22 protein-coding genes are annotated in these 24,317 nt (G+C 44.6%); 4 read left to right on the top strand and 18 right to left on the bottom strand.

What is annotated here, in order from left to right; genetic code table 11:
* Nucleotides 1–23: 23 nt before the first annotated feature.
* Nucleotides 24–1,274 (bottom strand): TIGR03503 family protein, encoded by a 1,251-nt coding sequence (locus HUO09_RS01075; protein WP_167411533.1) that lies wholly within the window; start codon nt 1,272–1,274, stop codon nt 24–26.
* A 24-nt stretch (nt 1,275–1,298) separates the two neighbouring features.
* Nucleotides 1,299–2,042 carry a DNA polymerase III subunit epsilon gene (dnaQ, locus tag HUO09_RS01070; RefSeq protein ID WP_167411534.1) on the bottom strand — a complete coding sequence of 248 codons (744 nt, stop codon included), beginning with the start codon at nt 2,040–2,042 and terminating at the stop codon, nt 1,299–1,301.
* 56 nt (nt 2,043–2,098) lie between these two features.
* On the opposite strand from dnaQ, the gene rnhA reads away from it, so the two are divergent.
* On the top strand, nt 2,099–2,563 hold the full coding sequence (rnhA, locus tag HUO09_RS01065) for a ribonuclease HI (protein ID WP_102940344.1): 465 nt from the start codon (nt 2,099–2,101) through the stop codon (nt 2,561–2,563).
* 3 nt (nt 2,564–2,566) lie between these two features.
* Here the strand turns inward: rnhA and HUO09_RS01060 are convergent, their stop codons facing one another.
* The gene (locus HUO09_RS01060) at nt 2,567–3,301 is read right to left on the bottom strand and encodes a class I SAM-dependent methyltransferase (RefSeq protein WP_188232749.1); all 735 of its coding nucleotides are present in this window, start codon (nt 3,299–3,301) and stop codon (nt 2,567–2,569) included.
* 37 nt (nt 3,302–3,338) lie between these two features.
* On the opposite strand from HUO09_RS01060, the gene gloB reads away from it, so the two are divergent.
* From gloB to HUO09_RS01045, 3 genes are all read left to right on the top strand, one after another.
* The gene (gene gloB, locus HUO09_RS01055) at nt 3,339–4,097 is read left to right on the top strand and encodes a hydroxyacylglutathione hydrolase (protein ID WP_188232748.1); all 759 of its coding nucleotides are present in this window, start codon (nt 3,339–3,341) and stop codon (nt 4,095–4,097) included.
* Between the two features lie 72 nt (nt 4,098–4,169).
* Nucleotides 4,170–5,744 (top strand): LysM peptidoglycan-binding domain-containing protein, encoded by a 1,575-nt coding sequence (locus tag HUO09_RS01050; protein ID WP_188232747.1) that lies wholly within the window; start codon nt 4,170–4,172, stop codon nt 5,742–5,744.
* Nucleotides 5,741–6,427 (top strand): YIP1 family protein, encoded by a 687-nt coding sequence (locus tag HUO09_RS01045; RefSeq protein ID WP_188232746.1) that lies wholly within the window; start codon nt 5,741–5,743, stop codon nt 6,425–6,427. The genes HUO09_RS01050 and HUO09_RS01045 overlap by 4 nt, the downstream gene beginning before the upstream one ends.
* On the opposite strand, the gene HUO09_RS01040 is transcribed toward HUO09_RS01045, so the two are convergent.
* From HUO09_RS01040 to ispC, 15 genes are all read right to left on the bottom strand, one after another.
* Nucleotides 6,411–7,262, bottom strand: coding sequence for an endonuclease/exonuclease/phosphatase family protein (locus HUO09_RS01040; RefSeq protein ID WP_188232745.1), 852 nt, complete (start codon nt 7,260–7,262; stop codon nt 6,411–6,413). The two genes, HUO09_RS01045 and HUO09_RS01040, sit on opposite strands and share 17 nt — an antisense overlap.
* Before the next feature lie 98 nt (nt 7,263–7,360).
* Nucleotides 7,361–7,699, bottom strand: coding sequence for a nitrogen regulatory protein P-II (gene glnB, locus HUO09_RS01035; protein WP_042480092.1), 339 nt, complete (start codon nt 7,697–7,699; stop codon nt 7,361–7,363).
* A gap of 81 nt (nt 7,700–7,780) precedes the next feature.
* A complete protein-coding gene (locus HUO09_RS01030; RefSeq protein ID WP_188232744.1) occupies nt 7,781–8,092 on the bottom strand; it encodes a cytochrome c in 312 nt (103 codons plus the stop codon).
* 71 nt (nt 8,093–8,163) lie between these two features.
* Entirely contained in the window at nt 8,164–9,465 is a 1,302-nt protein-coding gene (gene tilS, locus HUO09_RS01025; protein WP_188232743.1) for a tRNA lysidine(34) synthetase TilS, read from the bottom strand.
* A gap of 142 nt (nt 9,466–9,607) precedes the next feature.
* Nucleotides 9,608–10,567 carry an acetyl-CoA carboxylase carboxyl transferase subunit alpha gene (accA, locus tag HUO09_RS01020; RefSeq protein WP_167411541.1) on the bottom strand — a complete coding sequence of 320 codons (960 nt, stop codon included), beginning with the start codon at nt 10,565–10,567 and terminating at the stop codon, nt 9,608–9,610.
* A gap of 45 nt (nt 10,568–10,612) precedes the next feature.
* Nucleotides 10,613–14,092 (bottom strand): DNA polymerase III subunit alpha, encoded by a 3,480-nt coding sequence (gene dnaE / locus HUO09_RS01015; RefSeq protein ID WP_188232742.1) that lies wholly within the window; start codon nt 14,090–14,092, stop codon nt 10,613–10,615.
* Between the two features lie 76 nt (nt 14,093–14,168).
* Nucleotides 14,169–14,807: a ribonuclease HII gene (gene rnhB / locus HUO09_RS01010; RefSeq protein WP_167411543.1), complete on the bottom strand. Its 639-nt coding sequence runs from the start codon at nt 14,805–14,807 to the stop codon at nt 14,169–14,171.
* 2 nt (nt 14,808–14,809) lie between these two features.
* Nucleotides 14,810–15,961 (bottom strand): lipid-A-disaccharide synthase, encoded by a 1,152-nt coding sequence (lpxB, locus tag HUO09_RS01005; RefSeq protein WP_188232741.1) that lies wholly within the window; start codon nt 15,959–15,961, stop codon nt 14,810–14,812.
* A gap of 121 nt (nt 15,962–16,082) precedes the next feature.
* Complete coding sequence (gene lpxA, locus HUO09_RS01000; RefSeq protein WP_167411545.1) at nt 16,083–16,871, bottom strand: acyl-ACP--UDP-N-acetylglucosamine O-acyltransferase; 789 nt, start codon at nt 16,869–16,871, stop codon at nt 16,083–16,085.
* Nucleotide 16,872: 1 nt separating this feature from the next.
* Nucleotides 16,873–17,304 (bottom strand): 3-hydroxyacyl-ACP dehydratase FabZ, encoded by a 432-nt coding sequence (fabZ, locus tag HUO09_RS00995; protein WP_171137392.1) that lies wholly within the window; start codon nt 17,302–17,304, stop codon nt 16,873–16,875.
* 390 nt (nt 17,305–17,694) lie between these two features.
* Nucleotides 17,695–18,729 (bottom strand): UDP-3-O-(3-hydroxymyristoyl)glucosamine N-acyltransferase, encoded by a 1,035-nt coding sequence (gene lpxD, locus HUO09_RS00990; protein WP_188232740.1) that lies wholly within the window; start codon nt 18,727–18,729, stop codon nt 17,695–17,697.
* Nucleotides 18,730–18,761: 32 nt separating this feature from the next.
* Nucleotides 18,762–19,271 (bottom strand): OmpH family outer membrane protein, encoded by a 510-nt coding sequence (locus HUO09_RS00985; RefSeq protein ID WP_167411547.1) that lies wholly within the window; start codon nt 19,269–19,271, stop codon nt 18,762–18,764.
* Between the two features lie 14 nt (nt 19,272–19,285).
* Nucleotides 19,286–21,700 (bottom strand): outer membrane protein assembly factor BamA, encoded by a 2,415-nt coding sequence (bamA, locus tag HUO09_RS00980; protein WP_188232739.1) that lies wholly within the window; start codon nt 21,698–21,700, stop codon nt 19,286–19,288.
* 48 nt (nt 21,701–21,748) lie between these two features.
* Entirely contained in the window at nt 21,749–23,107 is a 1,359-nt protein-coding gene (rseP, locus tag HUO09_RS00975; protein WP_188232738.1) for a sigma E protease regulator RseP, read from the bottom strand.
* Nucleotides 23,104–24,312 carry a 1-deoxy-D-xylulose-5-phosphate reductoisomerase gene (ispC, locus tag HUO09_RS00970; protein WP_188232737.1) on the bottom strand — a complete coding sequence of 403 codons (1,209 nt, stop codon included), beginning with the start codon at nt 24,310–24,312 and terminating at the stop codon, nt 23,104–23,106. Before ispC ends, rseP begins: the two co-directional genes overlap by 4 nt.
* Nucleotides 24,313–24,317 lie beyond the last annotated feature (5 nt).

Here is a 24,317-nt window from a genome sequence, read left to right as displayed (position 1 = left end):
CCTTTTCTATTATCAGATCTATGTTATTTCTTTGGCATATTTAGCTGCATTTCAGGCAGCATTTCCTTACGCGCTTTAAACTTACGCATAATAAACCAACCCACCAGCGCCAGAAGAATCACAATCACGTTACCGATAGCGATATAGATGATGTACTTAGTACGACGCTCTTCACGCACCTTCTGTAACAGCTCTTCTTGCGCAATTTTACGACGCTGTTCCGCTTCTGCTTCCTGCATCAAACGAGCTTGTTCAAGATCGAGTTCTTGAACCACACTGTAAGAACTCTCTTTAATTGGGAAATACAGCGGACGCTTAGATGCCAAATCGGTAGCATAAACACCACCGTCCCATGCGTAGTTACCCAAATCCCCATCGTAGGGAACAGTGAGAGTCATCTTTAATGAATCAGGTTCAGCAACACCTTCCACAAGAAACTCTTTATTGTCAGGCGATTGATGGCGAATATGCGCGGCAAGCGAACCGGGTTCAATCATGCCCTGTTCACCACTGATCACCACCTGATGAGGCTCGTTTGCAACACGAGATTGAATAAAGCTCGAAGTGAGTGGCGACGGGTATACCAGTACTTCCTGCTCAAGTGCACGTAAAAACACACCGTTACCAGAAGTAATTCGCACACGATACTTACCGGGCTCAGGCGTCATATTGAGCTTCACAGTGAAAACACCGTCACCGGGCTTCTCGTCTAACCCTTGTCCGTCATCCGCAAATTCGCCAATAACCGTCGGCACTGGACGCGCTTCTTTTACCAAGCTTTGCTCATCTTCGATATATTTACGAAAAGTAACTTTGAGATTCACTCGGTCAAGGAAGTCTTTAAGCAGTAATGGTTTACCATCGGAAGTTAGCCGAGCAGTGAATTTCATTTCCTCACCTTGATAAACTCGGTTTGGAAATGTGTCTGAGGTCAGTTGCAAATGAGAAATCAGCTTCACATTATTTTTAGGCGACACTTTACCAATGGCTTGCCATGGCCCCGGCATTGGGTTGTCGATAGAAATAATGTCCATCGAGGGTTCTTGATACCAACGCACATTATCTGGGTTTCGCGTTGCGTAATACTTTTTTCCGTCAGGGCGTACCAGAACCACTGGCTGAGAACCTTTCTCTCGGTAGATGACAAACGTTATTTGAGTGATGGTAGGATCAACACGAAATCGGTTATCTAACAAAGAAAGTGAGGATTCACGGCTAGCGAAAGTATTCAAACTCAAGAGGAGCCCTAAAAGAGCAATTCCAATCCTCAACATATCATCTCCTAAAATAGACCACTCTTATTGACGCCAAAGGCAAGAACCACTCTTCGCAACCAAATCTAAACGCTCTTGATGCGCTTCTATTTCATCGGCGGTAGCCATCAATACCTTTAGCGCTTTTCGTCCACTTTCAACTCGTTTAATCAATCCTGCACCATTCTCGCCATCGGTTTGTGAACCTGCGTTAAACTGGAGTGACGTTTGTCCACCGGTCATCAGCAAATAAACGTCAGCCAGAATCTCAGCATCGAGCAAAGCGCCGTGGAGCGTTCGGTGCGAGTTATCTATGCCGTAACGTTCACAGAGAATATCCAAGTTGTTACGTTTGCCGGGGAAGATTTTCTTCGCCATGGCAAGGGTATCGGTGATTTTGCATATCTGTTCAGTTTTAAGTGAACTGCCACCTAACTTAGAAAATTCATAGTCCATGAAACCGACGTCGAAGGGCGCGTTATGAGCGACCAGTTCAGCGTCTTTAATGAACTCCAGAAACTCTTCATGAACATCGCGATATTCCGGTTTATCAATCAAGAATTCATCGGTAATACCGTGAACTTCTACCGCTTCATCTTGAATCGGTCTGTCAGGCTTGAGATAAACATGAAAGTGGCGACCTGTGAGTTTTCGATTCACGATCTCCACCGCACCGATTTCAATAATTCGGTGACCTTCGTAATGAGGACCGCCTTCTAGGTTCATACCCGTGGTTTCGGTATCGAGAACCACAATGCGGTCGTATTCAGAATTGCTACTAGTATTCATAAGGATATATATGTCAGACTATGCCAAATGTGTGCGTAACCCAATAGTATCAAATCATGAAGAAACAGGTGGAAATTTTCACTGATGGATCGTGTTTAGGCAACCCTGGCCCCGGTGGTTATGGCGTTGTTCTACGCTACAAGAGCAACGAAAAAACGCTGGCAAAAGGCTATAAGCTCACCACGAACAACCGCATGGAAATGCTTGCAGCCGTTGTTGCACTGCAAACCCTCAAAGAACCTTGCCATGTCATTCTCACAACGGACAGTCAGTACGTGCGCCAAGGTATCACTCAGTGGATCCACAACTGGAAAAAACGCAATTGGAAAACCTCTGCCAATAAACCCGTCAAAAATGCCGACCTCTGGCAAGCGCTTGACCATGAGACCGCTCGCCATCAAGTTGACTGGCATTGGGTAAAAGGTCATGCAGGACACAGAGAAAACGAAATGTGTGACGAATTAGCACGAGCGGCCGCTGAAAACCCAACGGAAGAAGATGTGGGTTATCAGCCAGAATAATCGCTATTGTTCATCGTGTTTGATGCGGTAGTTCACTCCAACAGGAGAAAGCCGCCGTTTCAAACGCCAATGTGGTTTAATCGGTTTGAGTGGATAGGTTCGCTTACGGGCAACAATAAAATACAAACTGCAAAACGTTGAACCTAACTCCCCTCTGCCATTTTCCAACCAAGTCCAGAATGTGCGGTACCTCTGCATCGGAAACAGCGCATATTGGTCACATTCAATCACCTGATAGTTCAACAGTCCTAACCAGTCCTTAATTCGATTAGGAGTGAACATGCGACCACTCCAAGGCAAATTGTTTTTACGCCACGGCATCAAACTCGCCAGTCCCGTGAAACTGATTGGATTAAACCCTGTGATGATAATGTAACCATCATCAATCAACACTCTGTCCACTTCTCGCAACATTCTATGCGGGTCACTACAATAATCCAGTTGATGTGCAAGGATTGCTGTATCTATGCTTTTTTCGAAGAAAGGTAAATCGAACTCATCGGCAATCACCGTATGCAATGGATTTTGTATATCAAGATGGACTTGGTGTTGAATATTGCAGTTACAACTGGCAAGCTCACAACTCAAACCGCCCAGTTTTAGCATATGATAACCAAAGAGTTTCGGGCACCACTCGTCGAGCCGTGTTTGGATAGACTCACTAACCCATTGACCATTTTTCAATTGAGACCAAGAATGAGGTTTCTCAATTTTTTTTTCGCTGCGTGCTGGTTTCATCGCTAACCCGCTTCACCTAGGTGACTGGAGACAACTCATGTTACAGATCAAAAGCATACCCGCATTTAACGATAATTACATCTGGCTGATTCAAAATAGCGACAACCGTTGTGCTGTTGTTGATCCGGGCGATGCAACGCCTGTTCTCGCATATTTGGAGCAACATAATCTCACTTTAGAAACAATCTTAATTACCCATCATCATAAGGACCATACTGGCGGTATTCGCGAGCTTATGAAGCAGTATCCGAACCTTGATATCATTGGCCCAAGTGATGACCCAGTGCCTTATTTGACCCAAAAAGTCACAGCGGGTGACCAAATTGAGTTATTTGACGAACGTTTTTTGGTGCTCGGATTACCGGGGCATACCTTAGGGCATATTGGCTATGCGGGTGATGGAAAACTATTTTGCGGAGATGTGCTTTTTTCAGGCGGCTGCGGGCGCGTATTCGAAGGCACCATGGAACAGATGTTTAATTCGTTAGAAAAAATCCTAGCCTTAGCTGAAGAAACCGAAGTGTATTGCGCTCATGAATACACCGCGAGCAACATAGCCTTTGCTATTGCTGTTGAACCAAATAACGAACAGTTACAAATTTATCGCGATGAAGTAATTCGTCTTCGAGCTCAAAACAAATCGACCATTCCAACCACGCTAAGAAAAGAGAAATGGATAAACCCCTTCTTACGTACAAGAGAAGCAAGCGTAATCAAATCGGTAGCAAATCGTACGAAACAAAATGATCCTATATCAATATTTACCGCATTACGCGAATGGAAAAACGATTTTTAGGAATTTGCCCCTTGTCAGGGTAATAAATAGGCAAGTATTATCTCCAGCCATTTATTGAAAAGATTGTTTTGCATGCGAGTAAAAACCAGCTGTCTGTTGGCTCTCTTATTGGCGGGATGCCAACTGAATCAGACAGCAGAACAAACCACACAAAACGACGTTGAAGTAAACACGCCTCAACAACAAGTCACTAAGAAACCAACGGTATCTTCGAAACCAGTACCCGTTGAGCGTGTTGTTGAACCTGTCGTGATTACGCCACAAGAACAAGAAGATGTTTGGCAACGCATTGCCATGCAACTCACCATGGGTATTCCAAAGCAAAAATCGGTCGATTACTACCGTACTTGGTACCTAAAGCACCCTGGCCATTTACAGAAAGTGGCTGAACGTGCACAACCATTCCTATACCTCATTACAGAGAAAATTGAGCAAAGAGGCTTACCACTAGAATTAGCCCTTTTGCCAATTGTAGAAAGTGCTTTTGACGCATTTGCTTATTCACACGGCAGCGCTGCTGGCCTGTGGCAGTTTGTACCTGCAACTGGGAAGATGTACGGCCTTGAGCAGAACTTTTGGTACGACGGTCGTCGCGACGTTGATGCATCAACCGATGCAGCTTTGACTTATTTGACCAATCTAAGTAAACGTTTTGACGGAGACTGGCAACACGCTATCGCAGCTTATAATAGTGGTGGTGGCCGAGTTTCAAGTGCTATTCGTAAAAACAAAAAGTTAGGAAAACCTATCGATTTCTTCTCGCTCGATTTGCCGGAAGAAACCAGCGGTTATGTACCAAAGCTACTCGCCCTTGCAGACATCATCGCGAATCAGGAAAAATACGGAGTTAAACTTCCAGCCATTGCCAATAAACCCGTGCTGAAGTTAGTCAATCCTCAAGAACAACTCGATCTTGCTATCGCAGCAAAATACGCCGGATTGGATGTAAAAGAGCTTCAAAGCTATAACCCAGCATACAATCAATGGGCAACCGCACCGGACGGTCCATTCCAGTTACTCCTGCCAGTAGATAAAGCAGACACCTTCCGTGCGAATGCAGAAAAGCACCGTGGTGAAGGCATGAAGTTAGTTCGCTATAAAGTGAAAAGCGGCGACAGCCTAAGCGTGATTGCTGCGCATCACAACACGACAACAAAAATAATTCAGACAGCCAATAATCTTTCAGGCAACGCTATCCGTGTTGGACAATATTTAATGATTCCAACATCGGTGAAAGATGAGAAAGCGTATGTTCTGAGTGCCAATAACCGTCTGCAGAAAACCCAATCTATTGCCAGAGGCAAATACAAACTGACTCATACTGTTACGCGAGGTGACAACCTTTGGACAATCGCCCGTAAACACAATGTGTCAACTACTTCACTGGCGAAATGGAACGGAATGGGGCCACGAGATACCTTAAGTATCGGACAGAAGCTGGTGATTTGGAAAAACAATACCGATGGTGCAATCATTCGTACAGTTTTCTATAAAGTGCGTAACGGCGATACTCTCAGTGCGATTGCCAGCAAGTTTAAAGTGAAAACAACAGACATAGTGAAATGGAACGACTTGTCTAACCACAAATACCTGAAACCAGGTCAGAATCTAAAACTCTATGTCGATGTCACTAAGGTCAGTGTATGAACCCGTCCAGTAATCCTTTAATTATGCTGGTGGACATTTTTCGTTCACCTCAAGACTGCTTTGCTGCACTGTATGAGAGAAGTGCATGGGGATGGCAACCATTTATTGTACTGCTGATCACCCCGTTCCTGTTCTGGGGGGCTTATTTCGCCAACGTCGATTTCGAATGGCTAAAAACAGGCTTATCTGCTCAGATGGAAGCGACTAATCCCGACCTGATCCACTTACTAGAAGCTGATACTTTACTGGCGAGTGAAATCATCAGTGACGTGATGAGCCGTACCCTGACCATTATTCTTCTGGCTCTGTGGTTTAACCTAGCAACTCGCCAAGGCTCGGCGAAACTCGGTTTCTGGAAATGGTTTGCAGCAAGCTCTGTTGTCATTTTTCCTGCAGTCATCGGCGATCTTGCCAGCTATGCAAGCATGCTATTAAAGCATGGACAAGTAATGAGCTATGCTGCCGATCTTAACAGTTTGAATGGCTTAATTAAGCTGCCGCTTACCAACCCTTGGTCACCCTTTACCAGTTCATTCCCTCTGCTATTGCCTTGGTATATCTTCCTCGGTTATGCAGCAGTAATCACTTGGACGCGAATAGAACGCGCTCAAGCAATCGTTATTGCTACCCTACCGTGGGTTGCTTACTACGGTATTTGGGCTATCACTATTGCAATAAGCTAAAACTAAGCAGTAAAGGGTTATGATCAGAAGCGTCCGATTCGGGCGCTTTTGCATTTTCCAGCTTTAAGCCCCGATAAAAAACATGATCCAACGGCAGTCCGCTAATAAAACGCACTCGATGATCAGGAGAAAACTGGACTTCACTCAGACTAAAAGAAGTAAGCACTTGCTTCATCACAGTCATTCGCTCCTCACTCCAACTATTGAAATCTCCTGCAACAATGATGGGACCTGTATGCTGACTCAATTCGCTGGCTAACGCCTTTAACTGAACCTGATATTCATCTGTGCCGTAGGTGAAGTTAACCGCATGCAAATTCACGACCGCGAGTACTTGCCCGTTACTAAGAGGGTATAGAGCATAGATGCCTGATTTAGGAAGTCTTAACCAAGGTTCCATCTCTGTATAACCACACGCTAAGTTAGGCGTCGTCCGAGCAAGATTAATAACCCCTGCAGACTCTCCCATCACTCTAAACGCATTGACTTGATTACCTTCCCATCCTTGCGATGATAGCCATTGTTTTAATCCTGAATTAAGACTGGTTTCTTGTAACAGTAGTAACTGCGCATCTGAACTTAAACGGCTAAGTTCTTCGCTCCAGCCTTCTCTGTTCTGCTTATAGATATTCCAAACTAGAAGGCCCAGATAGCCTTGTTTGTCTAAAGGCAAAGCATTGTCGTCCTGATAACAGACTAGCGGTTGCCCGATGCTATTTTCACCAACAGTCAGCAGTTGAGGGTTTTCTGGAACGTTAAAAACCAGCTTATAGCCAGAGAAGACTATCGCTAGGCAACTCAACAAGCCAAATAACAGCCAATAGCGCTTTTTCATAACGAGTTCAGGTCAGAGGTAAATTATGGTTGGGGAAACAAGATATCTGAATTTCATCTGCAATGAGATGTAAAAAAAGGAGCATTTGCTCCTTTTTTCTAAACTGCGTCTTCGTCTTCTTCGCCAGTACGAATACGGATAACACGCTCGACATCAGTAATGAAAATTTTACCATCACCAATTTTGCCTGTTTGAGCGGTTTCGATAATAGTATCGACACATTGGTCAACAACATCTTCGTTAACAACAATTTCCAGCTTCACTTTTGGCAAGAAATCGACCATGTATTCTGCGCCACGATACAGTTCCGTGTGACCTTTTTGACGACCAAAACCTTTGACTTCGGATACCGTCATACCCGTAATACCCACTTCAGCTAACGCTTCGCGAACATCATCGAGTTTAAATGGCTTAATAATGGCTTCAATTTTTTTCATGTTCATCCCTTAAACTTGTATCAATGCTCGGCATTATCCGCTAGCCCTTGAAAACAATCAAATAATTAAGTCGCTTAAAACTTATTTCAAACTTGAAAAATAAGCGGCTAAGTTAGCAATATCTGCATCATTCAACATAGAAGCTTGCGCTTGCATGACAGGAGCAAGTCCACCTGTGCGCTGACCTGCTTTATAAGCTTTAATAGAAGACACTATGTATTGTTCACTTTGACCTTTAAGGTTTGGATACCCCGGAATAACCGCAATACCATCTGCACCATGACACGCTGCGCACACCGCTGATTTTGCCTTCCCTGCGGCCACGTCTCCAGCGACTGCATTACCCGCTAGAAGTCCAAGACCTAAAACAACACTCAATGCTAATTTATTCATTGCTCTTCCTTATGTTATTGAATTTTCTTTTTATATCACTGCTACTACTAGGGTTAATTCTGGCACGAAAATTAACGCTTGTCCCAAACCAGCGTGCAATCTTGCCCACTGAAATCACGATCAACAAACAAATTTGCCACCGCTACCACTTTATCTTGATACATGAGTATCGGCGTGCGGCGTCTTAGCCAACTCGGCACACCGTATTCTTGAAAGAGCTTCTTCATCTTTCTTGAGCCGCTTCTTCCTACTGGACATGCACTTAATCCTTCCGGATTAAAACTCACCCACAGATCTTCCACCCTTTCAGGGAGGCGAATCTCTCCCTTCTGCAAAGTAAGATTCAAAGCACCTAACCCATCTGGCAATGGCAGGTTTTGCTCAAGCACAATTGGGCTTTTCCAGTCTGAAATGTCTCGGTTCTCTTCAACACAATATAGACGATGATCAAAACGGCGGATCTCACGCTCGCCAAGTTTGAGCTTAGGATTGGCATCAGGAGTGGCTAAAGCGACCTCCTGCCAAATCATCTCTGTGTGTTTGCGGCTTGGCATCACCATTTGATGATTGGCTAACCATTGACGAATGATTTGCCGACGTACACCATCGCTTTTCGTACTTAACACATCGAGTTTCAAACTTTCGTCACTATGAAATGCTTGTCCGACTTCATCTCGTAATAGTTCATCGAGCAAAGCTTGTTGCTCAGCACACAACTCCGCACTGCGTTGAATCGCTTGATGAATTGATGGCCAGCGTTGACTGAGAATAGGTGTGATTTGATGACGAATAAAATTGCGCTCGTAGCGAACATCATCATTGCTTTCATCGGTGACCCAAGTTAGATGATTTTCCGCCGCAAAAGCCTCTATATCTGCGCGTTTAACGTTCAATAGCGGCCGTAACATCAAACCGTTTGAAAATGGCGCAGAATGAGCCATAGAAGCCAAACCTTTTGGTCCGCTTCCTCGTTTAAGGGCGAGTAGGAAAGTTTCTATCTGATCATCGGCGTGCTGACCTAAAAGCAGTACATCATTCGCTTGTACATATTTAGATAAAGCCGAATAGCGAGCATCACGAGCAAGCTTTTCAATGCTCTCTCCGCATTGAGTATCCAGATTTACTCGTTCAACAAACAGAGGGATATCGGAGTTGTCACACCATGCCTGACAACACTCGGTCCAATGGTCAGCATTGCTGCTCAATCCATGATGAACATGCACTGCAGCAACCGATACTCCGAATTCCTCACGAAAACGTACGAGCAATGACAGCAGAACACGAGAATCTACACCACCACTCAAAGCGAGTACAAAACGGTGGGAAGAGTATGCGTTCAACTGTTGGCAAAAGTGAGAGTACAAATCGAGCATAATCGGTCATTCAACCAGTAAGGCTATCAATAAGAAACTGAGGTTAAGTGTAACGTTAAGCCAGATAAACAAAAAGGGTTGGAATCAATCCAACCCTTTAGCAACGAAATTAGCTTCAGTTTACTAAGTGTTCAATCAACAATTAGCAGTAACCATAGCTCAATAGACGCTGGTAACGGCGATCAAGTAGAGAATCTGTATCCAGATTTTCTAGATCTGCTAACTGACGTAGCAATGTTGCTTTCATGTTCGCAGCCGTCTCTTCGTGGTTACGATGCGCACCACCTAGAGGCTCTTCAATGATTTCGTCGATCAGTTCTAGCTCTTTCAAGCGAGGAGCAACTAGACCCATAGCTTCTGCTGCTTGTGGCGCTTTATCTGAATCACGCCACAAGATTGATGCACAACCTTCTGGAGAGATTACTGAATACGTAGAGTATTGAAGCATGTTTACGTAGTCACCCACACCAATAGCCAATGCGCCACCTGAACCGCCTTCACCGACAACGTTACAGATAACAGGTACTTTCAAACCTGACATCACTTTGAGGTTTCTTGCGATAGCTTCAGACTGACCACGCTCTTCAGCACCAACACCTGGGTATGCACCAGCAGTGTCAATGAAAGTAATGATTGGCATGTTAAAACGCTCAGCCATTTCCATCAGACGCAGTGCCTTACGGTAACCTTCAGGCTTTGGCATACCGAAGTTACGTTTTACTTTCTCACGAGTTTCGCGACCTTTTTGGTGGCCGATAATCATCACAGGACGACCTTCTAAACGAGCGATACCACCCACGATAGCTTTGTCATCTGCAAAAGCGCGGTCACCAGCTAGTTCATCAAACTCAGTAAAAACATGCTCGATATAATCAAGCGTGTATGGACGCTTTGGATGACGCGCTAATTGCGCTACTTGCCATGCACCTAAGTCACCAAAAATTTTCTTTTTCAGCTCTAAGCTTTTCTTTTCTAGTTGTGCAATTTCTTTGTCGAGGTCAACTGAGTCGTTACCACCGTGACGAGAGACGTCACGCAGTGCCTGAATTTTAGCTTCAAGTTCGGCAATTGGTTTTTCAAAATCTAGAAAATTTAGGCTCATCTACCTATCCTTTTTTACTCAGCATGCCTTTGGCATTGCTGAATTTTAGTTAAATTCAAGTTCTACCTGATCATTGCCAAGTAGCTGTTGCAATTCGTCTAACAATGTATCGCTAGGTGTGACACGCCATTCTGTACCAAGTACTAGACGTGCTCGCGCATCAGGGCGCTGGTAGTATACATTGACAGGAACCGTTCCTGCTCGGTGAGGCGTAAGTATTTCACTAAAACGCTCAAAAAACTGCTCATCAATTTGAGATTGCTCTATCGAGATTGATAAGCCACGGGCATATTTTTCACGTGCGCTGCCCATGTCCATGACTTCGCGCGCCGACATTTTAAGGCCACCGTTGAAGTCATCAAAGCTGACCTGTCCGGAAATCACCAAAATTTTATCTTTTTCTAACAATTCTGCATACCGTTCAAGCGCATCGGAGAATAACATCACCTCCATGCGACCGGAACGGTCATCCAAAGTCATCAGACCAATTCGGGTCCCGCGCTTAGTCGTCATCACACGCGCTGCAATGACTAAACCAGCCACTGTAATCGATTGATCACGACGCGTTGGCGTCGCTTCATTTAAACGACAACTAGTATATCGATTAAGTTCCTTCAGGTATGCGTTAATTGGGTGCCCTGTCAAATAAAGCCCCAATGTTTCACGCTCACCTTCTAACCAAACTTTTTCTGGCCACTCAGGAACTTGGGTATATTTTTGTTCGACTTCTTCCGGCGCGTCCGTCAATACACCAAACATATCTGCCTGACCAAAGGCCTCTGCCTGATGATGTTGGCTTGCCGATTTCACCGCATCGTTCAGTGAGGCCATCATAGCCGCACGGTGTGGACCTAAACGATCCAATGCTCCCGCTAGAATCAGTTTTTCAATTACGCGCTTGTTGACCTTTTTCAAATCAATACGAGCACAGAAATCAAATAGGTCTTTGAAGTAACCACCTTTTTCTCGCGCTTCTTGTATTGCTTCAATTGGGCCTTCACCTACCCCTTTGATCGCGCCGATACCATAAACGATGGCACCTGTTTCATCGACATTAAAGCGGTATAAGCCAGAGTTAATATCTGGCGGCAGGACTTTCAACCCCATCCTGATACATTCATCCACCAAGCCAACGACTTTTTCGGTGTTATCCATATCAGCGGTCATTACCGCTGCCATGAACTCCGCAGGAAAGTGCGTTTTCAACCACAGTGTTTGATACGATACTAAAGCATAGGCTGCCGAGTGCGATTTGTTAAAGCCATAACCAGCGAATTTCTCTACAAGATCGAAGATCTTCATCGACAATTCGCCATCAACGCCGTTTTTTATCGCGCCTTCTTCAAACACTGCACGCTGCTTTGCCATCTCTTCAGGCTTTTTCTTACCCATTGCACGGCGCAACATGTCCGCGCCACCAAGCGTATAACCCGCAAGGATCTGAGCAATCTGCATTACCTGTTCTTGATACAAGATAATGCCGTAGGTTGGTTCAAGCGTCTCTTTGAGAGATTCATGCTGCCAGGTTTCATCCGGATAAGAGATAGCTTCTCGGCCGTGTTTACGGTCGATAAAGTTATCTACCATGCCTGATTGCAGAGGTCCCGGACGGAACAGTGCCACCAATGCGATGATATCTTCGAAACAGTCGGGCTGAAGACGCTTGATCAAATCTTTCATACCGCGAGATTCAAGCTGGAATACCGCCGTGGTTTCTGAATTCTGCAGCACTCGGAAGGACGCAGGATCATCTAATGGAATAGACTCAATGCGTACAGGCTCTTTACCTTCTCTCGCCATTCGAGGGTTAATCAAGCCCAACGCCCAGTCGATAATGGTTAAGGTTCGTAGTCCCAAGAAGTCGAACTTAACCAGACCCGCAGTTTCAACGTCATTCTTATCAAATTGAGTAACAGGGAAATGCCCCTCTGAATCTGCATAGATAGGCGCAAAATCAGTAATTGTGGTTGGCGAAATTACTACACCACCAGCGTGTTTACCTGCATTTCGCGTACAACCTTCTAAGATTCGGCATTTATCAATCAGCTCTTTGACATCTTCATCGGAGTTATATAACTCAGGTAATGCGGGTTCTGCCTTGAAGGCTTTTTCCAGCGTCATACCGGGATCTGGCGGAATGAGTTTTGATATACGATCGACAAAGCCAAACGGGTGACCAAGCACACGCCCTACATCGCGGATAACCGCTTTTGCCGCCATAGTACCGAAAGTGATGATCTGCGATACCGCATCACGACCATACATTTCAGCAACGTGATCAATAACTTGGTCACGCTTATCCATACAGAAGTCGACATCGAAATCGGGCATGGATACACGTTCTGGGTTCAAGAAACGTTCGAACAGCAAATCGTATTCAAGTGGATCCAAGTCGGTAATTTTCAGTGCGTATGCCACCAAGGAACCGGCACCAGAACCACGCCCCGGTCCTACCGGAATATCATTGTCTTTGGACCACTGAATGAACTCCATTACGATCAGGAAGTAACCTGGAAAACCCATGTTGTTGATTACTTCAAGTTCAACTTGCAGACGTTCATCGTATTCAGGACGACGCTGAGCACGCACTTCTGGGTCAGGGAATAAGAACTCCAGACGATCTTCCAAACCTTCTTCTGACTTCTTAACCAGATATTCCGTTTCCAGCATCCCTTCCGTCGGGAACGCTGGAAGAAAGTATTCACCCAATCGAACAGTCACGTTACAACGCTTAGCTATCTCGACCGTGTTTTGCAGTGCTTCTGGGATATCAGCAAATAGCTCACACATTTCTTCTTCAGAGCGTAAATATTGCTGTGGGCTGTAAAGTTTGGGTCTGCGCGGGTCTTCTAATGTGTAGCCATCGTGGATAGCCACGCGAATCTCGTGTGCATCAAAGAACTCTTCTGTCAGGAACACCACTTCGTTTGTGGCAACAACCGGTAAACCTTCTTTTTCCGCCACTTCCAATGCAAAGTGAAGATAGCTTTCTTCATCCGCACGACCTGTTCTTACCAACTCAATATAGAAATGGTCAGCGAAGTAGGTTTGATAGAACTCGACGCATTTATCCACCAGTGGCTGGTTGCCTTTAAGCAGAGCTTTACCAATCTCACCCTGTTTGGCTCCGGATAGAATAATCAAACCTTCCGCGTATTTAATTAGCCACTCTTTATCAATCACAGGTTGGTGTTGAACATGACCACGCAGATAAGCTTCTGAAATAAGGAGAGTCAGGTTTTTATAACCAACATTATTTTTCGCCAAGACAGTAATTCGGGTCAGCTCATCACCAAACTCTTCTGAGCGCATGGTGAAATCAGCACCAATAATGGGTTTCACACCGCAGTTATGGGCGGTTCCGTAGAACTTAACCAAGCCACACAAGTTGGTAAAGTCGGTTAATGCCATAGCCGGCATGCCCATTTCAGCCACTTTTTTAACCAAAGGAGGCACTTTTGATAGGCCGTCAACCATGGAGAAATCACTGTGAATGCGTAAGTGGATAAACTTAGGGTCTGACATTCAATTCTGTCCTAGATACTCAATATTCGCTTTTATTGGAAGGTATTCTACGTCAATACCAAACGTATTGCAGGGCTTATTCCAAGCCTAATACGCGTTTTACGGGACCAAAACTTCTGCGGTGTTGCTCAATCACACCGTGTTGTTCAATAGCCTCGAAATGTGCTTTGGTTGGATAACCTTTGTGTTTAGCAAAACCGAACTGCGGAAATTCTTTGTCTAGCTGTTCCATTTCCTGATCGCGCACGACTTTAGCAATGATTGAAGCGGCACTGATCTGCGCCACTCGTAAGTCACCTTTGACAACGGCAATCGCGTCCATCGGTAACTGTGGCACTTTATTCCCATCAATCAGTACTAAATCAGGCTTAATGCCTAAACCTTCAACCGCACGTTGCATCGCAACCATAGTGGCTTGGAAGATATTCAATTGGTCTATTTCTTTTGGGCTACAACGTCCAACAGACCAAGCGAGAGCTTTTTCTTTAATTTCCGGTAAAAGCGCAAGACGTTTTTTTTCGCTCAGTTTTTTAGAATCATTCAAACCTTCAATTGGGTTGTTAGGATCTAAAATCACAGCAGCGGTCACCACATCTCCAACGAGAGGACCTCGTCCTACTTCATCAACACCAGCAATAAACTGGTAGCCTTGAGGTATTTCAAACGGAGGTAACTCTTGAGCAGGCTTCTTCGAGGTAGTCTTATTCGTCGACATAATTACGCTTTCTCTATTAATTTCAGCACAGCGTGAGCGGCTTGTTCATCTGCACCTTTTCGAATCCATTGATGCATTTCTGCAAATTTTTCCAGCATCGCTTGATTATCGCCATCCAAGAGCTGGCTGACATGATGCACCAAGTTTTCAACGGTACAATCATCTTGCAGCAACTCTTTCACCAGCTCTTGCTCTGCCAATATGTTAGGTAACGACACATAAGGTGTTTTTACTAATCGTTTCGCCAAGAAATACGTTAATGCATTGACGCGATAACCAACAACCATAGGGCGTTTTAACAGCATACATTCCAGCGCCACCGTACCTGAAGCCAATAGCACCGCATCTGAAGCGGTAATTACATTACGCGCGGTATCGTCCACTAATACAAAATCCAGTTCTGGAGCAACCTCTTTCCAAGCGGCTTCAAACTGCTCTCGACGCTTCTGATTGACTAAGGCAACAACGAAGCCAAGATCAGGGTATTTCTGACGCAATTTTTGACAGGTTTCGATAAATGGTTGTGCGAGCATTTTCATCTCACCACCACGACTCCCCGGCAATACAGCTAACCAACGGCGTGTAGGGTCAAGGCCAAGCTGTTCTTGTGCTGGCAATTTATCATTTTGCAGCGGAATCGAGTCCGCTAGGGTATGGCCGATAAATTCACAAGGAACATTAAACTTATCGTAAAAGGCTTTTTCAAACGGTAAAAATGCTAAAACAAGGTTGGTCGCCGCTTCAATTTTAAAAATGCGCTTTTGGCGCCAAGCCCATACTGACGGGCTGACATAATGTACTGTTTTGATACCCGAATTTTTCAGATCCAACTCAAGGCGTAAGTTAAAGTCTGGTGCATCGATGCCCACAAACACATCTGGCGGGTTAGCGGTAAAATACTTAACCAATTCAGCTTTGACTTTCAGTAGACGAGATAAACGACCAAGCACCTCTACCAAGCCCATTACAGACAACTCTTCCATATCAAAGAGTGACTCGCACCCTTGAGCTATCATTTTCGGACCACCAATACCGACAAACTCTGCGTCAGGGTACTGCTGCTTAACTGCTTTGATAAAGCCTTCACCTAACGTATCACCGGACATCTCTCCAGCAACAATACCTACGCGCAGCGGCTTTCTCGCTTCAGACATACTTTTCGCCTTAAATTGTGGAAGAAAGTGAGCATAGCAATTGAATATCGCTAGCCTTAAAACACAAAAAGACCGCAGCAATTAAGCTGCGATCTTTTCCAATCGTCATTTCAATCGAAAATTAACGAATGATGCCACGTTCCGTGGTTTCCAAAACGGAAATGAAACGTTCTACAGCAGGCCACTCTTGCGCCATCTCTTTCAATACTGGTAACACTTCTGCTTGCGTTTTACCTGAACGGTAGATCTCTTTGTACGCTTTTTGAATTGCTCGAATCTCCGCTTTTTCAAAACCATTGCGTTTCAAACCCACTAGGTTCAAGCCGAAAGGCGTTGCGTGGTTACCTTGTGCAAGTACGTATGCAGGTACGTCCTGAACAACCGCAGAACAGCCACCAACATAAGCATAAGCACCTACACTACAGAATGGATGAATAGCAGATAGCGCCATTACGCCTGCGTTGTCTCCAACGGTTACGTGTCCACCAAGAATCGCATTGTTACCAATGTGAGTGTTATTGCCGACAACACAGTCATGAGCGATATGCGCGTTAACACAAAGTAGGTTGTCGTTACCCACTATAGTGGTCGCTTTGTCTTGCACCGTGCCACGATGAATTTGCACCGCTTCGCGGATAACGTTGCGATCACCGATAACAACTGTTGTATCTTCACCGCCGTACTTCTTATCTTGGTTTTCTTCGCCAATAACAGCGTGAGGGAAAATACGGTTTTCTTTACCGATAACCGTATTACCTTTGATAACAACATGCGACATCACTTCTGTGTTGTCGCCAATTTTCACGCCAGAAGTTATGTAAGTAAAAGGTCCAACAGTTACGTTTGCACCAATCACCGCACCTTCTTCTACTACTGCGCTTGGATGAATTTTTGCTGATTCGTGAATCATCTTAAAACTCTCTACGTGCACATTTTAGTTCAGCAGAACATACAACTTCACCGTCTACTTTCGCAACACCATTAAACAGAGCGATACCACGACGTTCTTTCAAGAATTCTACTTCGATAATCAGTTGGTCGCCCGGAACAACTGGCTTGCGGAATTTTGCATTATCGATACTTGCGAAGTAGTAAAGTTCATTTTCTTTCGATGCGCCAAAAGATTTAAACGCTAGCAAACCCGTAGCTTGAGCCATAGCTTCAAGAATCAGTACTCCAGGGAAAATCGGTAGCTGTGGAAAATGACCAGTAAACTGAGGTTCATTTACTGAAACGTTTTTAAGGCCTACCAGATATTTGCCTTCTTCGTAATCTGTTACGCGATCAATCAACAAAAACGGATAGCGATGAGGAAGTAGCTCCTGAATTTCGGTGATATTCATCGTTTTCTTTTCAGTAGTCAAAGTCATATTCCTATTCATTAAATTTTCAAAAAATCTTTTCGGCATTATATACTCAAGTGACTTCAAGATGCTTGTTCAACGAGAATTTATTCGCTCTTAGACAAGGCACTGATTCGAATACATAGCCATTCTACGTAGAAAAGCGGTAACGCAGCATAAGAGCGAATAAAACTCGCCCTTCGGGAGCTCATCAACGAGCCCATTACTGCGCTAAATAACGTTGAAAGGGAACGCCATTCCTACCGTTATTTATCTTGAACTGAACTCGTTGGTGAAGCTCTGAAACCTGTATCTTGAGGTCATTTGAGTATAGAAGAAAAAGACTCGCACTTTGCGAGCCTTATCGACAAAGGTCTGTAAAATATGCCTTTAAGCGTCGTTTTTTTGCGCTAATTGCTTTTCAACTTCTTTAAGACGCTTGTTCATCTCATCAATACGATGAACACGAGTTGCTGTCTTACGCCACTCTTTGTTTGGCTGTAAAGGAATACCTGACGAGTACATACCTTTTTCTTCGATGCTGCGCATTACCATGCCCATACCTGTGATAGTGACACCATCAGCAATGGTAATGTGGCCATTGATAACACTTGCACCGCCTATGATGCAGTACTTACCAATGTGAGTGCTTCCGGCGACAACTGTACCACCAGCCATGGCTGTACCATATCCGATGTGCACGTTATGGGCGATTTGAAGTTGGTTATCTAAGATTACATTATCTTCAATCACGGTATCGTCTAGAGCGCCACGGTCGATGGTGGTACATGCACCAATTTCTACACGGTTGCCAATTTTAACAGAACCGATTTGAGGAATTTTGACCCATTCACCACGTTCATTCGCGTAACCAAAACCGTCAGAGCCAATGACTGTGCTTGATTGAATCAAGCAGTCAGAACCGATTTCAACATCGTGGTAAACACTGACATTCGCCCAAAGTTTGGTGTTGTTGCCCAGTTTGCTATTTTTACCAATAAAGCAGCCAGCACCGATAACAACATTGTTACCCAGCTCAACACCTGACTCGACAACGGCATTAGCACCAATAGAAACGTTGGTTCCCATGACGACGTCTTCAGCGACAACGGCACTTGCAGCCACACCATTTTCAGCCGGTGCAGGCGTCAAATCTAACGCTTGCGCTACTTTAGCGAAGGCAACGTAAGGGTCAGCAACCACCAAAACATTCGACGGACACAGCGATCGCTCTGACTCTTTCACCATTAACACTGTCGCTTTTGATTGGGCTAAGTGCTTGCTGTATTTAGGATTCGACAAGAAGGTCACATCGCCTTCTTGTGCGCTGTCCATTGGAGCGACACGATGAACAACAGCGTTGCTATCACCGTATAACTCACCGCCAGTAATTGCTGCTAATTCAGCTAAAGTCAGTGTTTTCATGTCTAATTGCTATTTTTGTCTATAAGAGCTAGTTATTTGATTGTTTTAATTACTTTATCTGAAATATTGAACTCAGGCTTACCGTATTGCATAGCACTGATATCAATGATCATATCGTAACCTTCTTTCTCTGCCACTTTCTTCACAGCTTCCTGAATCACGTGGAATAGCTTTTGTTTTTCTTCCGCTTCGCGTTTTGCAGAAGCTTTATCCAGTGCTTGAGCCTTGATTTTATATGTGCTGTCTAACTGACCAATTTCAATACGCAGTTTTTCAACTTCATCTTGGCTCATTAGAGAAGAGTCACGCTTAAGTTTTTCAATTTTAGTTTTAGCTTGCGCTTGAATGCTCTGCAGTTCCGCCGCTTTATCTTCAAACTCAGCTTTCATTTTTTGCAGCACAACTTCACGTTGTGGTAGTGCTTGGAATACTTGAGCAGTATTGATATAACCCACTTTCTGCGCTGCTTCAGCTGCATTTGCGAACATTGATGAGCTAAGAACAAGAAGACTAACACCAGCAGCTTTCATCATATTTTTCAAAATACTTTCCTCTATTAGAATGTTTTACCGATGGTAAATGTGAAGAATTCCTCATCATCACCTTCGTAAATTTTAATTGGCTTAGCCAACGAGAACACCAGTGGGCCCATCGGTGACATCCATTGTAATGCGACACCATAAGACGAGCGGTAGTTTGTCGGATCGGAGTAGTCGTAGTAGTACTCATTACCATACCCTGCTCCGCCGTCACGGTAATCAAATTCTGTATCCCAGACGCTCGCCATATCAAAGAAGATACTGGTACGGATTTGGTTTCTAGCTTCATCCGATGCAAATGGGGTCGGGAAGATTAACTCCACACTACCTAAAGCAACGGCGTTACCACCCACTGACTCATCAGAAGCAATGTCCGTACCGTTATTTGAACTCGAGTAGTCACGATACACCGCTTTCGGGCCAGCTGAGTTTGAACCAAAACCTCTTAGACTAGTGAAACCACCAGCGTAAAAGTTTTCATAGAACGGATACAAATTATCATTGCCATCCGTTTGACCATAACCGTTACCATACCCCAATCGACCGCGAAGCAACAATGCAAACTCATGTTTCTTAGTTAATGGGAAGTACTGACGAACATCATACTGCAGTTTGAAGAACTGTGCGTCAGAGCCAGGTACAGTCATCTTATAAAATGCGCGTTGATAGTTACCTGCTGTCGGGAAATAGCCTTTGTTAAGGTTATTACGTGTCCACGATAAGTTGATATCAAAATCATTCGTTATCAGACTACCATCACTATCGACATTGCTTGCTTGCGCGACCAGGAAGCGTTCAACTTGCAAATAAGGTGATAAATTACCGAGCTTGTTATGAGTATAACCGACACCAAACTCGAAACGGTTTAATTCATCAAACGGGAAACCCCAGGTCAAGTTGGTACCGTAACTTTCGTTGGTATAGTCAACAATACCGGCTTCTGAAGCCTCAAATTGGTTATAGAAAACTTTACCACCTAAACTTACACCGTCTAAGTTCCAGTATGGGTCTCGATATTCTAGGGTGACGTTCTTTTGGTAATCGTTAGTCATTGCACTGATACCAACACGGTTACCCGTACCTAGGAAGTTGTCTTGTTGCAAACCGACTTGGAAACTTACGCCAGATTCAGTACCGTAACCGATACCAAAGTTGACACTACCAGAGTTGGCCTCTTTAACGTTATAAACAAGGTCAACTTGGTCTTCACTGCCCGGCACTCGAACCGTTTGTACGTCTACGGTTTCGAAAAAACCTAAACGGCTTAGACGCGCTTTACCGGTATCAATCGCTTTCGAACTTAACCAACTTCCTTCCATTTGACGCATTTCACGACGAAGCACTTCGTCACGAGTCGCGTTGTTACCAACAAAGCGAATGTCACGCACATAAATACGTTTCCCAGCTTCTACGTTGACAACTAGCGATACTTCTTTGGTTTCGTCATTAAACTCTGGAATCGTACGAACTTGAGGATACGCGTACCCAGCCTCACCAAGAACCCGCTTTACGCCCTCTTCAAGCTGAGTAACGGCAGAGCCGTTATAGGTTTCACCATCTTCAAACGGGATCAGGGCATTAAACTCATCTTCTTTGCCGATAAGTTCACCACGGAATTTTACGCCCTTGACTGTATAAGGTTCACCTTCAGTCAGGTTCAACGCGATGTATACCCCTTTCTTATCTGGAGAGATAGAAACGTTGGTCGATTCAACCTGAAACTTTAAGTAGCCACGGTCAAGATAATAAGAACGAAGAGCCTCGATATCGCCAGCTAGAACCTGTTTCTGATACTTATCATCAGAAAGGAAGTTCCACCATGCAACATCAACATTGAGGTTAAAACGAGACAAAAGCTCTTCGTCAGAAAAGACTTGGTTACCAATAAAGTTGATCTGCTGAATTTTTGCAGACACACCTTCAGTAAAAACAAACTTCAAATCCGCACGGTTGCGTGGCAGAGGCGTAACAACAGCTTGAACCGTCGCGTTGTATTTACCGACACTGTAGTAAAAGTCTTCAAGACCTTTTTCAATGTTGCTCAGCGTAGTGCGGTCTAATGCTTCGCCCACCCGAATGCCTGAAGCATCAAGGTTTTGCTGAAGTTGCTCTTCTTTAATTGCCTTGTTACCAGAAAAAGAGACCGTAGCTATCGTCGGGCGTTCTTTCACCTCAACGACCAACACATCACCATCTCTAAGAACTTTCACATCCTCAAAGTTACCTGATGCGTATAACGCTTTGATAATCCCTGCAACATCTTGAGAGTCAACAGAATCACCGATACGAACTGGCATTTTCAACAAAGCTGCACCAAGTGCCACACGTTGTAATCCGTTGATCTGAATGTCCTGTACGACAAAATTTTCGGCACTGTTCGCCGACACGCTGGTTGCGAGCAGTGTCGCGAAAAGGATCTTTTTCATTGCCATATGTATTTGAATTATTCCTTACTACCGCTTTTGCCTAATGCTAATCAATCACAGGCGCGTAAAATCGTTAAATAATGCCACTGCCATTAAAGAAAAAATGATTGCCCCGCCAATTCGATAGCCCATTTCTTGTACTTTTTCTGGTACCGGGCGACGGGTAATTCCCTCAATAGCAAAAAATAATAGGTGTCCGCCATCTAACATCGGTAATGGCACCAAGTTTATAATCCCTAAATTCACACTAATCAGTGCTAAGAAGCCTAGGAAGTAAACCAGACCGTAATCGGCTGTCGTTCCTGCGCCTTTGGCAATCGAAATTGGACCACTTAAGTTATTCAGACCAACATCACCCACAATAAGTTTCTTCAACATATTGACGGTTAAACCAATAACTTGCCCTGTTTTCTCGACTGCTTTGCCAACCGATTCAAATACACCATATTGGAGATCAAAGCGATAATTTTCAGGCCAATCTGCGACTTCAGGTGCGATACCAGCAAAACCAATCACTTTCCCTTGAGCAACATTCTTTGCTTGAGGTGTTAGAACCAGTGATAACTCTTCACCTCGTCTATCCACTTTCAGTTGAAGCGGTTTTTCTGGACTGTTTTGGATAGCCGTTACGACCTCCTGCCAGTCATTGATTGGATGACCATCAATATGTGTCAGAACATCACCAACCTCAAGACCAGCAAGCTGACCTGCCCCCCCTTCAGATATACTCTGTAAAGACATATAGATTTCTGGGGTATAAGGTTTAAAGCCTAAAGCCTCCATAGCAGACTCTGATTCTGGGTCAAAGTTCCATGTAGACAGATCTAAAGTTTTAATTTCGTCGAGTCCGACACCTTCTTGAGAGGTCACCGTCATTACGAGCTGTTTATCGCCGATATGATCGACCAACCCCATGTTGACCGATTCCCAGTTCAGCGTTTCAACACCCGCTACGGATTTAATTTGCATGCCAGATTCAAGACCGGCCTGAGCTGAAATAGAATGAGGAGCCACTTCGCCGATAACTGGCTTCACGGATGGAACACCGACCAGGAAAACCAGCCAGTAAGCAAAAATAGCGAAGAAAAAGTTAAATGCCGGACCGGCAGCAACGATAGCAGAACGTTTCCAGAGAGGCTTTTTATCAAATGCAAAGCACTGTTGATCTGCGGGCACATCGTCAACGCGCCCATCAAGCATTTTAACGAAACCACCAAGTGGAATCATTGAGATACTGTATTCCGTACCATCTTTACCGATTTTGCTCCAGATGGATTTACCGAAACCAATAGAAAACTTTTCGACTTTGACGCCACACTTTCTGGCAACCCAGAAGTGCCCAAATTCATGCACCGCGACTAAAATGCCAAGGGCAACGATAAAGGAGACAAAGTTCCACAAAATGCCACTCATAATATACGCTCTTTAAGTGCTTGGTTGGCTAGCTTGCGAGCCATTGTATCGAGCTCTAACAGGCTTTCCAAGTCGTAGGAATGTAACTGGTTATTAGTGCCACATGCTTGTGTCAACACTCTTTCATTAATCACTGCAATATCGGTAAAACGGATTTGTCCTTTCAAGAACGCATCCACTGCAACTTCATTTGCAGCATTAAGCGATGTCGTTGCATGTTGCCCTTCATAACAAGCATCGATAGCCAATTTCAAACAAGGGTATCGTTGGTAATCGACATCCATGAATGTCAACTCGCTCAATCGAGTGAAGTCCAAAGAATTCACATTCGCGCTCACGCGATTCGGATAAGCCATAGTGTACGCGATCGGGGTTGCCATGTCTGGTTCACCCATCTGGGCGATCACTGAGCCGTCTTTAAACTGCACCATGGAATGGATCACCGACTGTGGGTGAATCAAAACTTTGAGCTGCTCTCTTGAGGCGTTAAACAACCACTTTGCTTCAATGTACTCTAAACCTTTGTTCATCATGGTGGCCGAATCAACGGAAATCTTAGGCCCCATAGACCAATTGGGATGCGCGATTGCTTGCTCAGGAGTGACACTCGCTAACGTGCTGATATCACTATAACGGAATGGTCCACCAGAACCCGTCAGCAAAATATGGGACACACCATTAGAGGCAAGTTCGCAACGACCTAACTGAGACTGCACCTCTCTAGGTAGACACTGGAAAATAGCATTATGTTCACTATCGACAGGTAAAAGTTCTGCGCCATATTGTTCAACAGCGTCAATAAACAACTGTCCAGACATCACAAGGGCTTCTTTGTTGGCAAGTAACACTCGTTTACCCGCTTTAACCGCAGCCATTGTTGGTACTAGACCCGCTGCGCCAACGATAGCGGCCATCACAGTATCGACTTCATCCATAGCCGCGACATGACACATAGCATCAACGCCATATGACACTTCGGTACGGAGATTGAGCCCAGAGAGCAATATAGACAGTTCTTGCGCAGCTTTAGCCGTCGCCATAACAGCGTATTGTGGCTTCCAAATCAGGCATAGCTCACGCATTTTCTCTACGTTAACACCTGCTGCCAAAGCGACAACTTGGAATTGTTCTGGATTTTCTTTAACTACTTTAAGTGTGCTAGCACCAATAGAGCCTGTTGCACCAAGAATCGTTAACTTACGCATAGCAA

This window comes from Vibrio sp. Y2-5 (assembly GCF_014596725.1).
In the GTDB taxonomy this organism is placed as follows: domain Bacteria; phylum Pseudomonadota; class Gammaproteobacteria; order Enterobacterales; family Vibrionaceae; genus Vibrio.
This window is presented reverse-complemented; position numbering and strand designations above follow the sequence as displayed.

Bases quoted from the DNA above. Each gene is read 5' to 3' on its own strand.
- lpxB (WP_188232741.1), bottom strand. From the start codon at position 15,961: ATGTCTGAAGCGAGAAAGCCGCTGCGCGTAGGTATTGTTGCTGGAGAG.
- rseP (WP_188232738.1), bottom strand. From the start codon at position 23,107: ATGAGTGGCATTTTGTGGAACTTTGTCTCCTTTATCGTTGCCCTTGGC.
- rnhA (WP_102940344.1), top strand. From the start codon at position 2,099: ATGAAGAAACAGGTGGAAATTTTCACTGATGGATCGTGTTTAGGCAAC.
- HUO09_RS01060 (WP_188232749.1), bottom strand. From the start codon at position 3,301: ATGAAACCAGCACGCAGCGAAAAAAAAATTGAGAAACCTCATTCTTGG.
- lpxD (WP_188232740.1), bottom strand. From the start codon at position 18,729: ATGAAAACACTGACTTTAGCTGAATTAGCAGCAATTACTGGCGGTGAG.
- bamA (WP_188232739.1), bottom strand. From the start codon at position 21,700: ATGGCAATGAAAAAGATCCTTTTCGCGACACTGCTCGCAACCAGCGTG.
- ispC (WP_188232737.1), bottom strand. From the start codon at position 24,312: ATGCGTAAGTTAACGATTCTTGGTGCAACAGGCTCTATTGGTGCTAGC.
- lpxA (WP_167411545.1), bottom strand. From the start codon at position 16,871: ATGATTCACGAATCAGCAAAAATTCATCCAAGCGCAGTAGTAGAAGAA.
- rnhB (WP_167411543.1), bottom strand. From the start codon at position 14,807: ATGTCGACGAATAAGACTACCTCGAAGAAGCCTGCTCAAGAGTTACCT.
- glnB (WP_042480092.1), bottom strand. From the start codon at position 7,699: ATGAAAAAAATTGAAGCCATTATTAAGCCATTTAAACTCGATGATGTT.
- HUO09_RS01040 (WP_188232745.1), bottom strand. From the start codon at position 7,262: ATGAAAAAGCGCTATTGGCTGTTATTTGGCTTGTTGAGTTGCCTAGCG.
- accA (WP_167411541.1), bottom strand. From the start codon at position 10,567: ATGAGCCTAAATTTTCTAGATTTTGAAAAACCAATTGCCGAACTTGAA.
- tilS (WP_188232743.1), bottom strand. From the start codon at position 9,465: ATGCTCGATTTGTACTCTCACTTTTGCCAACAGTTGAACGCATACTCT.
- gloB (WP_188232748.1), top strand. From the start codon at position 3,339: ATGTTACAGATCAAAAGCATACCCGCATTTAACGATAATTACATCTGG.
- HUO09_RS01075 (WP_167411533.1), bottom strand. From the start codon at position 1,274: ATGTTGAGGATTGGAATTGCTCTTTTAGGGCTCCTCTTGAGTTTGAAT.
- HUO09_RS01050 (WP_188232747.1), top strand. From the start codon at position 4,170: ATGCGAGTAAAAACCAGCTGTCTGTTGGCTCTCTTATTGGCGGGATGC.
- fabZ (WP_171137392.1), bottom strand. From the start codon at position 17,304: ATGAATATCACCGAAATTCAGGAGCTACTTCCTCATCGCTATCCGTTT.
- dnaQ (WP_167411534.1), bottom strand. From the start codon at position 2,042: ATGAATACTAGTAGCAATTCTGAATACGACCGCATTGTGGTTCTCGAT.
- dnaE (WP_188232742.1), bottom strand. From the start codon at position 14,092: ATGTCAGACCCTAAGTTTATCCACTTACGCATTCACAGTGATTTCTCC.
- HUO09_RS01045 (WP_188232746.1), top strand. From the start codon at position 5,741: ATGAACCCGTCCAGTAATCCTTTAATTATGCTGGTGGACATTTTTCGT.
- HUO09_RS01030 (WP_188232744.1), bottom strand. From the start codon at position 8,092: ATGAATAAATTAGCATTGAGTGTTGTTTTAGGTCTTGGACTTCTAGCG.